Here is a 16823-nt window from a genome sequence, read left to right as displayed (position 1 = left end):
GAATTATGCAAACGCAGGGAATCGGTGCAAGCCGCAATTCATTATTTCTCCAAAGGGAATACCGAGCCGGATCGGCAACGTCCGCGTATCAGATTCGCAACATCCCTCGTTTCCGGCGGCGATTGTTGTCATTACTGCTCGCCGCGCGTTTACACTCCTCGATATTTACGTAGTTTCATAGGGACAATTGATGAATATGAAGTTGAAGGCGGCGGCGCGCGCCGTGCGCGGTGCGTTGCTGGCAGGCGCCTGGATGGCGGCAGGAGTGTCGGCCGGGGTATCGGGCAATGCACTGGCGCAGGAAGCACCGGCGGTGACGACTGCGCCTGCGCCTGCGCCGGCGACGGCGCCGGCCGACATGCCGAAGGTCGAAGTCACCGGTTCCGCCATCCGCCGGGTGCAGGCGGAAACCGCCCTGCCGGTGCAGATCGTCTCGCGCGCCGAGATCGAGAAGGCCGGCGTGACCACCGCCTCCGAACTCATGGCCCGTGTCTCGGCCAACGTGGGCGGCCTGACCGACGGCGCCAGCATCAATGTCGGCGGCGACCAGCGCGGCTTCAACAGCGCCAATCTGCGCGGCATCGGCACCTCGTCGACCCTGGTCCTGCTCAATGGGCGGCGCATGGCCAACTTCGCCTCCCCCGGCGACGACAGCGGCGTCGACTTGAACAACATCCCGGCCGCCGCGCTGGAGCGGGTCGAGGTGCTGCTGGACGGCGCGTCGGCGCTGTACGGCACCGATGCGATCGGCGGCGTTATCAACTTCATCACCCGCAAGGACTTCCAGGGCCTGGAACTGAACGCCTACGGCAGCACCACCGACGAAGGCGGCGCCGGCAAGCGCACCGCCAGCATCAGCGCCGGCAAGGGCGACCTCGAACGCGACGGCTACAATGTGTTCGCGGTGGCCGACTTCCAGCGCACCAATGCGCTCAATACCTCGCAGCGCAGCTTCATCCCCGGCCTGCGGGTCGAGGAACGCCTGGGCCACCTGCTGTCGGGCTATACCGGCCCGGCCAACATCCGCCTGACCTCGAACCAGCGCGACCACCTGCAGGAACTGGGCTTCACCATCAACGGCCGCCCGATCACCAACCGCCTGATCAACCTGTCGGCGCCCGACTGCGCGCCGCCGGCCAATGTCTACCTGCCCGACGGCACCGGCGGCGTGGATGCCTGCACCTATAACTACATGGGCGACACCGAGCTGTATCCGAAGACGGAAAAGGCGAGCCTGCTCAGCCGCGGCGTCTTGAGGCTCGGCGGAGGCCACCAGGCCTATGCCGAGGTCGCGCTCAGCCGCGCCAAATCGTACTACACCGGTTCGTCGGCGCGCGTGACCGGCTATATCGACTACCGCCTGGTGCCGCAGCTGGTGGGCACCGGCCTGGAGGAACTGGACGACGACTATCCGGGCGAGCTGGAACTGCGCATGCGCCTGTCCGAAGCCGGCCAGCGCACCAGCGAACTGACCAGCGAAGGCATGCGCTTCGTGGTCGGCGTGAGCGGCACCGTGGGCGGCTGGGACTACGACACCGCCTACAACCACAGCGTCAACACGGTCAAGGACCGCGACACCCACGGCTACGTGCTGTACAACGAGCTGATGGAAGGGATCCTGGACGGCCGCATCAATCCGTTCGGCCCATCCAGCCCAGAGGGCCGCGCCCTGCTCGACAGCATCCAGGTCGACGACGTCGTGCGCCGTGCGCGCGGCACCCTCGATGCGCTGGACTTCAAGTTCTCGCGCGCGCTCATGCCGCTGGCCGGCGGCGAGCTGGCGGTGGCCATCGGCGGCGAAGTGCGGCGCGAGAAGAACAACTTCACGCCGTCCGCCCTGCTCCTCTCCGACAACATCAACAACGACGCCGCGCCGGAAGGCGGCCGCGCCACCAGCGACAAGCGCGACGTCGCCGGCCTGTACGGCGAAGTGCTGGTGCCGTTCGCGAAGCAGTGGGAGGCGCAGCTGTCGGCGCGCTACGACCATTACGAGCAGGTCGGCGGCGCGGCCAGCCCCAAGATCGGCCTCTCCTACCGCCCGACGGACGCGCTGCTGGTACGCGCCTCGGCCGGCCGCGGCTTCCGTGCGCCGACCATGACGGAGCTGTTCCGCCCCACCGTCTACAGCAGCACCGCCACCCTGCCCGATCCGGTCTATTGCGCCACGGTCGAGAACAACTACGCCGACTGCGCCGACAACTGGGATACGCGCCGCTACAGCAACGCCGACCTGCAGCCGGAGCGCAGCCGCCAGTTCTCCTTCGGCGCCGTGTTCGCGGCCGGCCGCAACGTCAGCGCCTCGCTCGACTACTGGAACATCAAGCGCACCGACTTGATCAGCGAGATCGGCGACGACATCATCCTGGGCAACCTGGCCAAGTACGGCGACCTGGTGCACCGCGACGAGGACGACGTGATCGACTACATCGAACTGCGCAAGGAAAACCGCGGCGCCCAGGTGGCCAAGGGCCTGGACCTGGCGGTCACCGTGCGCGGCGTCGACACGCCTTTGGGGCGCTTCGGCGGCCGCCTGAACGGCACCTATGTGTTGTCGTCCGAGATCCAGAACGCGCCGGGCGATGCCTTCGTGAGTAACCTGAACAAGTTCGTGACCGACGGCGTGGTGCAGCGCTGGCGCCATACGGTGAGCTTCGATTGGGAGCGCGGGCCAGTGTCGGCCAGCCTGCAGAACACCTGGTCGAGCGGCTACGACGACCAGAACACGGCGATCAATATCGACGACGGTTCGGTGGTGGAAGCCAACAAGGTCAAGTCGTACTCGCTGTGGGATCTGTCGGCGGCGTATCAGGCCACGCCGCGCCTGAAGCTGCGCGCGGGCGTGCAGAACCTGTTCGACGAGAGCCCGCCGTATTCGAACCAGGCCTACTTCTTCCTGTCCGGCTACGATCCGAGCTATACCGATCCGCGCGGGCGGCGGTTCTATGCCAGCGTAAACTACTCGTTCAACTAGGCCAACCCGTGGAGGGACGCGTGAAACACCTGGCATTGCTCATGTTGTTCCTGTCGTCCCTTGCCCAGGCCTCCGATCCGCCGGCATCGGGCACGTTCAGCAGCGCCCGCAGCCATTCGCCGGACGGCATGTTCAACCTGGTCGTGACGGCGACGGCGGAGGGACAACAATTCTTCTTCCAGTGCTTCACGGACGGCAAGCCGGAATTCGGCACGCTCACCAGTTTCAAGGGCCGCAGGACCGACGCCGTCCTGAATGCGGGAGCCGGCTGCCCGGGCAGCAAAGTCCGGATACGGCTGGACTACGAGGAAGCCTGGGTCGAGATCAAGGGCAAATGGGTCGCCATCCCGAGGAACGACATCGTCGTGCCGATCGCCGACTAGCAGTCGGCGATCGGCATGTCTTGAAGCTTATTTTGCCGTGTACATCGACGCATATTTGGCGCCGAAGTACAGGACGAAGGCGTAGCAGGCGGCCGGCAGCAGGAACGACACCTGCACATTGAAGGAATCGGCCAGCGCCCCTTGCGCGAACGGCACCAGCGCGCCACCCACGATCGCCATGCACAGGATGCCCGAGGCCTGGCCCGTGTGCCTTCCCAGGCCATGCAGCGCCATGCTGAAGATGGTCGGGAACATGATCGAATTGCACAGGCCCACGGCCAGGATCGCCCACATCGCCAGGTCGCCCTGGGCGAAGGTCCCCACCAGCACCAGCACGATCGCGGCCAACGAATTGAAGGCCAGCGTCTTGCCCGGGCTGACTACGCGCATCACGGCGAAGCCGATGAAGCGTCCGATCATCGCACCGCCCCAGTAGATGCTGACATAGTGCGCGGCGTCGGCATGCGACAGGCCGGCGATGTGCGGCTCGCCGATGAAGTTGATCAGGAAGCTGCCGATGCTCACCTCCGCGCCCACGTACAAGAAGATGCCGATCGCGCCCAGTACCAGATGGCGGTGCGACAGCGCCGAGCCCTGGGCTTCCCCTGCCAGCGGCACGTCCTCGGTGTCGGCGATCTCCGGCAGGCGCGCCAGCCAGAACAGCACGGCCAGGACGACCAGCACGCCGGCCAGCACCAGGTAGGGGCCGCGCACCGACGCCGCCTCGGCCGCTGCATCGCTACCCGTCACCGCAACCGCTCCCGCGGCCGACAGGATCAACAGGCCGCCGACGGCCGGCCCGATCGTGGTGCCCAACGAATTGAAGGCCTGGGTGAGCGTAAGGCGGCTCGACGCCGTGCGCGCCGGGCCGAGCACCGCCACATAGGGGTTCGCCGCCACCTGCAGCACCGTGATGCCAGAGGCCAGCACGAACAGCGCCAGCAGGAACAAAGCGTAGCCGCCGAACGAGGCCGGATAGAACAGCGTGCAGCCGGCGGCGGCCACCAGCAGGCCGGCCACCGCTCCCTTCTGGTAGCCGATACGGCGGATCAGGGCGCCGGCCGGCAGCGACACGATGGCGTAGGCCCCGAAGAAGCAGAACTGCACCAGCATCGCCTGCACATAGGTCAGGGTGTAGACCGCCTTCAGGTGCGGGATCAGGACGTCGTTGAGCGACGTGATCAGTCCCCACATGAAGAACAGGATCGTCACGATGACGAGCGCGCTCGTGTTGCTGTCCAGCTGCGTCGTCGCGCCCTGGTTCTGGGCGGCTGGCGCCGCCTTGTATGGCATATTGGCCATGCTGTCTCCTGATTATTTTCGCGACGAACGCTTAGTTGGCAACACCTGCCGGTGGGCGCGGCAGATCACGCGCCCGCGTGCCCCACCCTTTCTTATCCGGCTGCGTCGTGAGCTGGTACTTCAGCGTGCCCGCCGACTGCAGCTGCTCCCAGTCCAGCCACACGCGCTCCACCGCACGGCCGCCGTAGTTCACCGACTTGACGAAGCGGCGCTCGCCCGGCTTGGCGCCCTGCGCCTCGATGCGCAGGATGCGGCCTTGCGGCAGGTCGATCTCGGCCTTGGCGAAGCGCGGCGCATGCAGCAGGAAGCGGCCGCTGCCCGGCATGTCCGGATAGATGCCCAATGCGCTGAACAGGTACCAGGACGACATCGTGCCCAGGTCGTCGTTGCCGGTCACGCCGCCGGGACCGTTGGTGAACAGCGTCTCGGCCGCGCGCACCACGGTGGTGGTCTTCCACGGCTGGCCCATCAGGGTGTACATCCACGGCGCGTGCAGGTCGGGCTCGTTGTTCGGGTTGTAGCGGAACTGGGCGTAATAGCTGTACGGTCCCACCACCCACGACTTGCGCACCGCGTTCGGGTCGGCCAGCACCGCAGGATAGTCGAAGAACTGGTCCAGGCGGCCAAGTGCCGGCGTCACGCCGCCCATGGCGGCGGCCAGGCCGGGCACGTCCTGCGGCACCAGCCACTGGTATTGCCATGCCGTGCCTTCATGGAAGCCGTGGTCGCCGCGCGGATCGTAGCCGCTGCCGACGTCGCCGAACCAGCTGCCGTCCAGCAGGCGCGGACGCGGGAAGCCTTTCTGGCCGGTCTCGGCGTCGACCACGCTCGGGTCCCAGATCGCCTTCCAGTTCTGGGCGCGCTGCGCCAGCACTTTGGCATCGTCGGCGTGGCCGAGCGCCTGGGCCATGCCGGCCAGCGCGCCGTCGGCCGCCGCGTATTCGAGCGTCGCCGAAGCGCCGTGGTGCGGGTCGGTGTCCATGCCCTTCGAGATGAAGCTGCGGTCGTATTGCACGAAGCCCTGCTTCAGGTAGCTCGGGTTGCCCGAACGGCCTTGCGGACGGATGCCGTGGGCCGGCACGCCGAAGGCGTTCTCGCGCAGCGCGGCATAGGCCTCGGCCTCGCGGCCCTGCAAGGCGCCGAAGCGCCACAGGTCGACCAGGAACGGCGTCACCGGGTCGCCGGTCATGATATTGGTCTCGAAGTTGGCATAGCCCCAACGCGGCAGCCAGCCGCCCTGTTCGCGGATCTTGAGCACCGAGGTCGCGATGTCGCTCGCGCGCTCCGGACGCAGCAGCGCCAGCATCTGGTTCTGCGCGCGATAGGTGTCCCACAGCGAGAAGAACTCGTAATAGGTCCAGTCCTTGGCGGTGTGGATCGCGTCGTCGTAGCCGCGGTAGCGGCCGTCGGCGTCGTTGCCGGTCAATGGCTGCAGCAAGGTGTGATAGAGCGCGGTGTAGAACACGGTGCGGTCGTCGACGCTGCCGCCCTCGATGCGCACGCTGGCCAGCTCGCGCTGCCAGTTGGCCTGGGCCTTGGCCTTCATGGCGTCGAAGGTCATCGGCTTGCCACCTTCCATGCCCTCGGCCTTCAGGTTGATGCGCGCGCCTTCCGCATCGACGTGCGAGATCGCGCTGACGGCGGTCACCGCCTGGCCGTCCTTGAGGTCGAAGCTCAGCCACACGCCGTGCGGCTTGGCCTCGCCCTGCTGGCTCGGGCCGTCGACGTCCGGCCAGCCAGCGCGGTCGTCCCAGATGCCGCGCTTGGCGAAGGGTTGGTCGAACTCCATGCGGAACCAGGTCGTGTACTTGGCGCCGCCACAGAAGCTCTTCGTGACGATCTGGCCCTCGACGCTGCGGTCGCCCACGATGTTCACTGTGCTGCCGATCACGGAATGGCGCTCGTTGGCCTGGCCCAGGTTGAGCAGCACGTGGCCGGTCTTGGTGCCCGGCGCATAGGTATAGCGCTCGGCGGCGGCACGGGTCAGCGCGGTTGCCTCGGCCGTGATGCCGCCATAGCTGGTCAGCTTGACCTTGTAGTAGCCGGCCTGGCCGACTTCGCCGTCATGCGTGTACTCGGCGGCGTATTGCTTGTGGTCGAACGCGCCCTTCTTGGCGGTGTCGAAGTCGCCGCCGGGGCCGATGGTGCCGGTGACCGGCAAAACCGACAGCTGGCCGCCCTGCTCCCAGCAGCCGGCGCCGGACAGGAAGGAATGGCCGAAGCCGCGGATCTTCTTGTCGGTATAGCGGTAGCCGGCGTAGTGATCGGCGATCGGGCTGACCTGGATCATGCCGAACGGGGCCGACGCGCCGGGGAAGGTATTGCCTTCGTCCTGGGTGCCGATGAAGGTGTTCACTGGCAGCGTGCCGACAGCGACGGCGGCTTTGGCAGGTGCACCGGCCGCGGTCGCGTCAAACGCGGACAGCGGCAGCAGGCAGGCGGCCAGGGCGAGGCAGACGCCGCGCAGGATGGGCTGGAATGGGTTGGTGCGAGGATGAATCGTCACGCTGCGTCTCCTTCGAGTTGTTCGAATAGTTGTTGCATGGCCGCGGGCGGCGGTGGCGTGGCGCCGGCTTGCAGGCAGGCGGCGGAACCGGCGGCCAGGGCCGCGTGCAGATGCGATTGCAGGCGGCGCTCCGGGTGGCGCATCAGGCTGGTCAGCAGGCCGGCGGCGCTGGCGTCGCCGGCGCCGACGGTGTCCACCACCGAAACTTTTGGGGCCTGCGCATCGCAGCGCTCGGCGCCGTGGAACAGGCTCGCGCCCTGTCCTCCACGCGTCAGCAGGCAATACGCCGCCGGATTGAAGGCGCGCAGGCGCGCCAGCGCTGCGTCCAGTTCGAGGCCGGGGAACAGGCCGCGCAAGTCGTCGTCCGACACCTTCACCAGGTCGGCGATAGCGGCCATGGCTTCGAGCGTGGGCGCATAGCGCTCGTCCATCAGGTTGCGGTAGTTGGGATCGAAGCTGATGGCCACGCCCTGGGCCTTGAGCTGGCGCGCCAGCCCAACCAGTTTCGAGGCCAGCGGCTCGCGCGCCAGGCTGATGCCGCCGAAGTGGGCCCAGCAGAGGCTCTCGGCCCAGCCGGCCGGGAGCAGCGCCGGCTCGAAGTGCAGGTCGGCGGAATCGTCACCGATGAAGAAGTAGCGCGGCGGCTCGCCCTGCTCCACCACGGCCAGCAGCGGCGAACGGTCGACCCGCTGCAGCAGCCGCGTATCCAGGCCGACGGCCTCGCTGGCAGTCCACAGCGCGTCGCCGAAGCGGTCCAGGCTGATGGCGCCCGCGAAGGCGGTCGGTTCGCCCAGCGCCGCCAGCGCGCGCGCCACGTTCCAGGTCGATCCGCCCACGCGGCTCACCCATTGTTCGTCGCCCTGGTGGATCATGTCGGTCAGCGCCTCGCCGGCGCACAGCATGCGGGGAGGATTAAGCACGCGCGCCACCCTTCAGCACGGCCACGATGTCGTAGGCGGCGCCCATGGTGTGATAGTCGACCTTGCCGGCCGGGCTCTTCTCGTCGGAGAGCTTGCGGTTCTCGCGGTCGAGGATGCGGTACCAGGCGCCGTGCTGGTGGTCGACGAAATGGGTCCAGCTGTATTCCCACAGGCGGTCGTACCAGGTCCAGTAGTCGGCATTGCCGGTGCGCGCGGCCAGCATGGCCGCCGCCGCGGCGCTTTCGGCCTGCACCCAGAAGTATTTGTGGAAGTCGCACACGGTCAGGTCCGGCGCCAGCGAGTAGCACAGGCCACCGTATTCCGGGTCCCAGCCCTTCTCCACCGCCACCTTGAACAGCTTTTCCGCGGTCGGCAGCAGCCAGCCCAAATCCTGTTCCAGCACGTCCTTGCCGCGCGCTTCCAGCTGCAGCAGCAGCTTGGCCCATTCGGTGAAGTGGCCCGGCTGGTAGCCCCAGGGACGGAACAGGTTTTCCGGGTCGTCGATATTGAACTTCCAGTCGGGCTGCCAGTTCGTGTCGTAGTGTTCCCAGATCAGGCCACCGCAGCGCTCGGCCTGGCGCTGGGTGATGTTGTAGGCCACCGTGTAGGCGCGCTCGAGGTAGCGCCGTTCGCCGGTCGCCGCATGGGCCGCCAGCAGCGCCTCGCAGGCGTGCATGTTCGCGTTCTGGCCGCGGTAGGTCGACAGCTCCCTCCAGTCCTGGCTCGCCTCGTCGGCATACAGCCCGTCCGCCGCGTTCCAGAAGCGCTTTTCCATCAAGTCGAAGGCTTCGGCGATCCAGGGACGCGCTTCCTCCATGCCGCCCATCGTGGCATGCGCATAGGCCAGCAGCACGAAGGCTTCGCCATAGGCATGCTGGGTGCCGTCCTCGATCGCGCGGCCGTCCAGCGTCCAGGCATAGCCGTCGCCGTCCGGCGCCCGGTGCGCCTCGCGCAGGAAGCGCACCGCGTGCTCCAGGCCTTCGCGATAGGCCGGATCCCCGAAATGGCGGTACGCCATGGCATAGGTGAACACGAAGCGCGTGCTGCTGACCAGGTGCCGATGGCTGGCATCGTAGACCGCGCCGTCGTCCTTGAAGTAGTGGTACATGCCCCCGGCGGGATCGATCGCGCGCGGATGGTAGAAGCGCATCGTGTGGCGCGCATGGTCGAGCAGCACGTCCGGGCTGCGGAAGTTCGGGAAAGTGGTCATGGTGGCTAAGGGTGGTGTGCGCTAGTCGTCGTAGCTGCTCTCGCGCACGATCATCTCGACTGGCAGGGTTATCTGGGATGGGTTTTCTTCGGGTTTGTGCAGCAGGGAGTCGACCCCGGCCCGCCCCAGCGCTTCCTTGTCCACGTGGACGGTGGACAGCGGCGGAATGGCGGCGGCCGAGGCGGCGATATCGTCGAAACCGACGATCGCGAGGTCGTAGGGAATCTTGAGTCCCTCGGCCAGGCAGTACTTCATGGCGACCAGGGCGGTGCTGTCGTTGTAGCAGAACAGCGCGTCCGGGCGCTTGGGCAGGGCCAGCAGGCTGCGCATGGCCTCGATCACGCCCTCCTCGCCCTCGCCCATCGTGGGCACGCTCACTTCCAGGCTCGGGTCGGCATGCACCTTGGCGTCGAACAGCGCCTGGCGGAAGCCCCGGTTGCGCTGCTGGATGCTGTAGTGGGCCAGGGAGCCGGACAGCATGGCGATGCGCTTGCGGCCGCAGCGCAGCAGGTGCTGGGTGGCGAGGTAGCCGCCGCCCATATTGTCCGGATTGATCGAGGTGAAGCCGCGCCGGTGCATGTCCACGAGCACCATCGGCTTGCCGGTCTGCTGCAGCGCGCTCAGGATCTCGGGCTCGAAGAAGCCGGCGCACAGGATCGCGTCCGGCTGGTGCAGGCGGATCTGTTCCAGCACCGGCTCGGCCGGGCCGACCACGATCAGCGACAGGGCGATGCCTTCGCGCCGGCAGGCTTCCTCGGCGCCGTGCAGCACCGGCGTGAAGAACGGGCTCGAAGTGAGCGTGTTGTGCTGGCTGTGCAGCAGGAAGGCGATGCGGCGGATGCGGCCCTTCTTGAGCAAGGAAAAGTCGTAGCCCAGCCGGATGGCGGCCTCGCGCACGATCGACCGGGTCGCCTCGGTCATGCCGCCCTGGTTTTTCAGTGCGCGCGAGACGGTGCCGATCGACAGGCCGGTCTCGCCCGCGATGTCGCGCAGGGTCACCTGGCTCATGGCAGCACCAAAATCGACAGCATGCTGTGTCTCCGTAATTTATTATTCAAAGCTGTTTTATTAAACGCCCGACACCGTGTTTCCTGGTCTCGCACCGGGCCGTCGAATATGCGTATATCCAGCAGGTTTTATAACAGTCGCACTTTCGACGCGTCAATCGAAGAGAAGCTGCTCCGGTTCTTTTTAGCGGTTTTTAGTAAACAAGCCTGCCGCCGCCTAAAACCTGGCTCTGCCGAGGCATGTCTTACCTCGGCAGAACGTACTTACTCTGTGTTTACCTGGCGCTCAACACACCGGTTGATGGCTTGCGCACGCCCTGCTCCAGCAGTTCGAGTTCGGCCAGCTCGACCATGCTGCCGTTGTCGAAGCGCAAACGGTATTCGCGGTAGGCGCCCGGTTTGGCGATACCGAACGGCCGCAACTGGCGCTCCCAGTCGAAGCGCTCGCCGCTGCGCTGGTCGAGCGCGGTCCAGCCACCCTTGCCGGCGCGGCCTTCCAGCGTCCAGCCCAGGCCCTTGGGCGCAGATGCGCCTGCGGTGATCGTGTAGTGGCTGATCCGGGTCGGCGCCGCGAATGCGAACGCCACGCTGGCGCGCGGCGGCAGCGACAGCGCGGTCGCCGCGTCGTCGTCCACCAGCGCGCCGGCGGTGCGCTTGCCGTCCAGTGTCACGCTGCGCGCGCCGCCGCTGCGATCAGTCAGGCCCTCCGGCTGCGCGCCTGGCGCCGTGAGCGAGGCCGGCAGGTTCGATGCGTCGCTGCCCCAGGCCGATGGCGTACTGCCCATGGTGAATTCCAGGGTGGCGCCGTTGGCGATGTCGGCGTGCTTGATCCAGGCCTGGTTCCACGGCTTGCCGTTGACCTTGAGCGACTGCACGTACACGTTCTGCGGGCTGTTGTTGTGCGCGATCACGCTCAGCATGCGCCCGTTTTCCAGCCGCACGTCGGTGCGCGCAAAGGCCGGCGAACCGATCACGTACTCGGGAGACCCCATGCGCATCGGATACAGGCCCATCATGGCAAAGGTATACCAGGCCGACATCTCGCCGTTGTCCTCGTCGCCGGCATAGCCCTGGCCGATCTCGCTGCCCAGGTACAGGCGGCGCAGCGCTTCCCGGGTCAGCGCCTGGGTCTTCCACGGCTGGCCGACCGAGGCGTACAGCCACGGAATGTGATGCGAGGGCTGGTTGCTGTGCGCATACATGCCCATGCGCACGTCGCGCGCCTCGGTCATCTCGTGGATCACCCGCTTGTAACGGCCCGAGAATTTTTCCTCGCCCGTCTCCGGGGTGGCGAAGAATTGGTCCAGGCGCGCCGCCAGCTTGTCGCGTCCGCCCATCAGGCTGGCCAGCCCCTCGACATCATGCGGCGTGGTGAAGGCGAAGGTCCAGGCGTTGGCTTCGGTGTAGTCCGCCGCCCACAGGCGCGGCTCGAAGCTGGCCGCCGGCTGGCGCCACTGGCCCTTGGCGTCACGACCGCGGAAGAAGTTCGTCGCCGGGTCGAACAGGTGCACGTAGTCGGTGGCGCGGGAGGCGAAGTATTCGCTCTCCTCACGGTAGCGGCGCGCGCGCGCCGAATTGCCCTTGCCGGCCTCTTCAATCGCCAGCGCCTGCCCCATCCTGGCCAGGCCGAAGTCGTTCAGCGCCCCTTCCAGCGTCCACGACATGCCCTCGTGCACCGAGGTGTCGGCATAGCCGCGGTACATCGACTTGCCCAGGCCCTTGCGGCCCACGTTCGAGACCGGCGGCGCCACCGTCGCGTTCTTCAGGCCCGCCTCGTAGACCTGGTGCACGTCGAAACCGCGCACGCCCTTGAGCCAGGCGTCGGCGAACGCGACGTCCGAGCTGGTGCCGACCATCAGGTCGGCATAGCCCGGCGACGACCAGCGCGCCATCCAGCCGCCGTCGCGGTACTGCTGCAGGAAACCGTCGACCAGCTCGCCGGCGCGCGTCGGCGTGAGCAGCGCATAGGCCGGCCAGGTGGTGCGGAAGGTGTCCCAGAAGCCGTTGTTGACGTAGTTCTTGCCCGGGATGATCCGGGCCGAGGTGCTGGCGGCGTCGCCGCCGGCATTGTCCTTGGACCAGCCGCTCTGGTCGGCATGGCGCCAGTCCGGCCGCTCGGCCGTGCCGACGTTTTCGTGGGCCATGTTCGGATACAGGAACAGGCGGTACAGGTTCGAGTACACGGTCACCAGCTGGTCTTCGCTGGCGCCCTGCACGTTGACCCGGCCCAGTTCCGCGTCCCATGCGACCTGGGCGCGCTCGCGCACGGCCTCGAAACCGGCGTCGCCGACTTCCATCTCCAGGTTGCGCCGCGCCTGCTCGAGCGAGATCAGCGAGGTGGCGATGCGCATGCGCACCTCGCCGTTGGCATCGGGCTTGAACTTGACGTAGCCGGTCGGGCGTCCGGTCTCGAGCGCGCCGCTGGAGGTCCATGGCTGGTCGAAGCGCGCGAACACGAACATGCGCGAGGCGCCGTTCGACAGGCCGCTGCGGGTGTCGGTATAGCCGCGCAGGGTCTGGGTCGCCGCGTCCAGCGTCAGGCCGCCACGCGCGTCGACGTTGTCGAACAGGAGATTGGCGTCGCCGTCGCGAGGGAAACGGAAGCGGAATACGGCAGCGCGCTCGGTCGGCGCGATCTCGGCGCGGATGCCGTTGTCGAAGTCGACGCGGTAGCCATGCGCGCGCGCCTCTTCCTGCTCGTGCGAGAACGACAACGCGCGGCGCTGGCGGTCGGGGTCGGGCTGGCCGCTGGCGGCCGACGGCATCACCTGGAAGGTCTGGCGGTCTCCCATCCACGGGCTAGGCTGGTGGCTGAGCGACAGCGCCTGCAGGCGCGGCCGGTTGTCGGGACCGTTCTTCTCGTTCCAGCTGTACATGAAGCTGAGCGTGCCGGCGTCGGTGACCGGAGTCCAGAAGTTGAAGCCGTGCGGCATCGCCGTGGCCGGGATGTTGTTGCCGCGTGAGAAGGTGCCATTGGCCTGGGTACCACGCGTGGCCCGCACGTAGTCCGACACGCGCGTAACGGCCAGCGGGGCCTGATCGGCGATGACGATGTCGTCCAGCCAGCCGACGGCCTTGCCTGCATTGCCACCGGCCGGCCGCACTTCGAGTTCGATCGATTTGATGCGGCGGCCCTTCAGCTGGCCCAGGCGCACCGACTTGTTCGCCCACTGCTGCGGGTACAGGGTGTTCGATTCGGCCTGGGAGGCGGCGCCGACGCGTACGCCGTGGTGGTCGAGGATGCCCAGGCTGGAGAGACGGCTGCCGTCGTCCAGCACCAGGTCGAGCGACACGCCGGTCGAGGCGATCGTGTCGCCGTCGACGATTTCGGGCAGCACTTTCCAGGACAGCGTGGTGTCGGCATCGATGGCGATGTCGACCGGGAACAGCTGCATGCTGCCGCCGCTGCCTTCGGCCTGGTAGCGCAGCGCGCGCAGACCCGTGTAGCCGGCCTTGGCTTTGGCGGTGTAGGGACGCTCCGGGCCCGCACCGGGTTCGACGCGCACGCCGGCGCCGGCAGCGGACTGGCCTGCGGGCATGGGGTCGTTGGCCTCGAACGAGCTCGAGAACCGGGTCGCTCCATTGGCGGGGCCCAGGGTGTCGGGCGTGGCGCTGGCGCAGCCGAGCAGCAGCGCGGCGGCGGCGACCTGGGCGGCGATGGCGCGCAGGCGCGGGCCAGCGCTGCGTGGTTGGTCGGACAGCAAGGCGGCGCTGCGGGAATCGTGAGCGGTTGCTTTCTGCGTCATGGTGCGGAAGGGCTCCTGGTCTGTGGAAGGGTGGCTGGCACGACATCGGCCAGCGTGCGGAGTTGAAGGGCGGCGCGCAAGGCGTCTTCGCTGGCGTCGGACGTCAAGCCCAGCGTGATGCGCTCGCCGGGCAGCAGGGTCAAGGCGTTGTCGGACAGGTCGGCATCGAGGTCGCCGAAATCGATCCACACCGCGCGCGCTAGGCTGGAGGCGGAGACGTCGAGCAGGTAGACACCGGCCAGATTGGGATCGCGGCGCAGTTCGGCGCGCAGGCCGGCGTCTTTCCACGTAATGCGCTTGGCCGGCGCGAAGTACACCACCGCGCGCGCGGCCGGTTCGCCCTCGGCCCGCAGCTCGAACACGGCGACGGTGGACGCGGGATCGGCCTTGCCGAGCAGCTCGGCGTCGCGGTAACCGGCCACCCTGGTCGCCGACAGCGGCGCCATCTCGACCGCCTTGCGTTCGTCGCGCAGCACCTTGCCGTCCAGCGTCATCACGCGGGTACGCAGCTCGCCGCGCACGCGGCGGGTGCGGTCATTGAGCAGGCTGACCCCGGTCGCGCCCCTGGCGTCGCGCAGCGCGGCCAGCGCCACCGGCGCGAAGAAGCGGCGCGCGTGGAAGTGCAGCGCCTTCGGGCGGCCATACCAGTCGATGCTGGACCAAGAAGCGCCCGGCCAGACGTCGTTGAGCTGCCAGTACAGCGAGCCCATCGTATAAGGTCGGCTGCGCCGGTGATGCAGCGCCGCCAGCGCGATGCCTTCGGCCTGCATCGCCTGGCTCAGGTATACAAAGCCGGCGAAGTCGCGCGGCTCGCCGAACTCGTCATTGATGTACTTCATCAGGCGCTCGTTGCCCTTGCCGGCCATGAATTTCTGATGGGCGTCGATCACGGGCGAGCCGAGCTGCTGCTGGTCGCGCCGGGCGAATGCGTCGATGGTGCGCTGGACCGGCCAAGCCTGCAGGCCATATTCGGACATGAAACGCGGCGTGATCTCCAGGTATTTGGTGACCGGATGAGCCGGATTGCCCCACACTTCCCAGTAATGCATGTCGCCGCTGGCTTCGGTGTTGGCGACTTCCTGCAAGTCTTCGCCCGGTGAGCTGGACCAATAGCCGATACCGCCGCCCTCTTCCCGCACCACCTGGCGCAGGTCGGCGCCGAACAGCTGCACATAGCCCTTCCACACCTGGTCGGCGAAAGCCGGATCGGCCGCCTTCAGCGTCTTGCCGTGGCCCCAGTATTTCCAGGCGATCTCTTGCTCATTATTGCCGCACCAGAGCACCACGCTGGGATGGTTGCGCAGGCGCCGCACCTGGTCGCGCGCCTCGTGCACGACGTTCGCGCGGAAGGCCGGGTCATAGGCCGGCTGCATGCCGCCGCCGAACATGAAGTCCTGCCAGACCAGCAGGCCCAGCTCGTCGGCCAGGTCATAGAAGTCGCGCCCTTCGTAGTAGCCGCCGCCCCAGCTGCGCAGCATGTTCATATTGGCATCGCGCGCCAGTTGCAGCGCGCGGCGCAGCTGCGCCTTCTTGACGCGCGGTTGGAACATGTCGAACGGGATCGTGTTGGCGCCCTTGGCGAACACCGGGATGCCGTTGACGACGAAATAGAAGGCCGTGCCGCGCCGGTCGCGGTCGCGGCGCAGTTCGACGCTGCGCAGCCCGGTGCGGGCGGACACGCTCGCCAGCCGGGCATTGTCGCCAGCCGTGTCGATCACCTCGAGCTCATAGCGGTACAGCGGCTGCTTGCCGTAGCCGTTCGGGAACCAGCGCTGCGGCCCGTCGACCGTCACCGGCAGCGCGATGCGGTTGGCGCCGGCGCGCAGATCGGCGCGCTGGCGGACAGCCAGCGTGCGCGCGCCATCGGGCGCGGTCTGCCACAGGCGCAGCTCGACCGCGCCGGCGCGCACCGCGTCGAGCGAGGCGATCGCGGCCAGCTCAGCGCGCGTGGCATCGACGCGGTCCTGGCGCAGTTGCAGGTCGTCGATGCGCAGCACGTCCCAGCTTTGCAGCACGACCGGCTTCGTGATGCCGGCGCCGACGTAGCGCGGCCCCCAGTCCCAACCGTAGTGATAGCCGGGTTTGCGCACGAAGTTGGCGGTCATGGCGTCCTTCGGCTCGTCGCCGTAGGGCGACGGATAGTTGCCGGCGATTTTGTGCGGCATCGCCGCGACCTGCGGCAGCATCCGCGCGATCGGCGAACGCAGCACGATGCGCAGGATATTGCCGCTCGCGCGCAACCGGCCCTCGACCGGCACCCGCCAGGTGCGGTGGGCGTTGTCGGCGTCGAGCACCTTGTGGCCGTTCAGCCAGACTTCGGCGAAGGTGTCCAGTCCTTCGAACAACAGGTCGCTGCGCGCGTTGCGCAGGGCCGCGCGCGGGGCATCGAATTCGACGCGGTATTCCCAGTCGGCCAGGCCGATCCATTGCAGGCCCGCCTCGGGCGCGCCGACGTACGGATCGGGAATCAAGCCGTGCGCCATCAGGTCGGTGTGCACGGTGCCCGGCACCGTGGCCGCGCGCGACGGCGCCGCTTCCGGATAGGCGCCGGCCTGGGCGTCGCCCGGCACCATGCGGAAGGTCCAGCCCTGGTCGATGGTGAACTGCAGCGGCGCCTCGGCCTGGACGGCGCCGGCGAACAGCGCCATGACCAGTCCGAGCAGCAGACGCGTGGACGACATGAGTGAATACATGGAAATCATGGGAGGTGAGCCTTCCAGCAACGGCAATCCATTCCTGGCGGCCCTGTCCGGCACGCGGACAAGGCCGTATGAACGC

9 protein-coding genes are annotated in these 16823 nt (G+C 67.6%); 2 read left to right on the top strand and 7 right to left on the bottom strand.

Annotation, left to right across the window (positions count from 1 at the left end; all coding sequences use genetic code 11):
* Window positions 1–190: 190 nt before the first annotated feature.
* Entirely contained in the window at window positions 191–2971 is a 2781-nt protein-coding gene (locus J3U95_RS20090; protein WP_208280424.1) for a TonB-dependent receptor, read from the top strand.
* A gap of 20 nt (window positions 2972–2991) precedes the next feature.
* The gene (locus J3U95_RS20085) at window positions 2992–3354 is read left to right on the top strand and encodes a hypothetical protein (protein ID WP_208280423.1); all 363 of its coding nucleotides are present in this window, start codon (window positions 2992–2994) and stop codon (window positions 3352–3354) included.
* Window positions 3355–3381: 27 nt separating this feature from the next.
* Here the strand turns inward: J3U95_RS20085 and J3U95_RS20080 are convergent, their stop codons facing one another.
* The 7 genes from J3U95_RS20080 to J3U95_RS20050 all read right to left on the bottom strand — a co-directional run bounded on the left by J3U95_RS20080 (window position 3382) and on the right by J3U95_RS20050 (window position 16726).
* Window positions 3382–4656 carry a sugar MFS transporter gene (locus J3U95_RS20080; RefSeq protein ID WP_370662093.1) on the bottom strand — a complete coding sequence of 425 codons (1275 nt, stop codon included), beginning with the start codon at window positions 4654–4656 and terminating at the stop codon, window positions 3382–3384.
* A 31-nt stretch (window positions 4657–4687) separates the two neighbouring features.
* Window positions 4688–7162 (bottom strand): GH92 family glycosyl hydrolase, encoded by a 2475-nt coding sequence (locus tag J3U95_RS20075; protein ID WP_370662092.1) that lies wholly within the window; start codon window positions 7160–7162, stop codon window positions 4688–4690.
* Window positions 7159–8064: a carbohydrate kinase family protein gene (locus tag J3U95_RS20070; protein WP_208280471.1), complete on the bottom strand. Its 906-nt coding sequence runs from the start codon at window positions 8062–8064 to the stop codon at window positions 7159–7161. The genes J3U95_RS20075 and J3U95_RS20070 overlap by 4 nt, the downstream gene beginning before the upstream one ends.
* Window positions 8065–8074: 10 nt before the next feature.
* The gene (locus J3U95_RS20065) at window positions 8075–9292 is read right to left on the bottom strand and encodes an AGE family epimerase/isomerase (RefSeq protein WP_208280422.1); all 1218 of its coding nucleotides are present in this window, start codon (window positions 9290–9292) and stop codon (window positions 8075–8077) included.
* A 21-nt stretch (window positions 9293–9313) separates the two neighbouring features.
* Window positions 9314–10300: a LacI family DNA-binding transcriptional regulator gene (locus tag J3U95_RS20060; RefSeq protein WP_208280421.1), complete on the bottom strand. Its 987-nt coding sequence runs from the start codon at window positions 10298–10300 to the stop codon at window positions 9314–9316.
* 274 nt (window positions 10301–10574) lie between these two features.
* Window positions 10575–14045, bottom strand: coding sequence for a GH92 family glycosyl hydrolase (locus J3U95_RS20055; RefSeq protein ID WP_208280420.1), 3471 nt, complete (start codon window positions 14043–14045; stop codon window positions 10575–10577).
* Window positions 14042–16726, bottom strand: a complete 2685-nt coding sequence (locus tag J3U95_RS20050) for a beta-mannosidase (RefSeq protein ID WP_229519971.1) — start codon at window positions 16724–16726, stop codon at window positions 14042–14044. The genes J3U95_RS20055 and J3U95_RS20050 overlap by 4 nt, the downstream gene beginning before the upstream one ends.
* Window positions 16727–16823: the final 97 nt, after the last annotated feature.

Source organism: Massilia oculi, assembly GCF_017582745.1.
Classification (GTDB): Bacteria; Pseudomonadota; Gammaproteobacteria; order Burkholderiales; family Burkholderiaceae_D; genus Telluria; species Telluria oculi_A.
The sequence above is the reverse complement of the archived record's forward strand: the minus strand, read 5'-3'. Positions and strand labels throughout refer to the sequence as shown.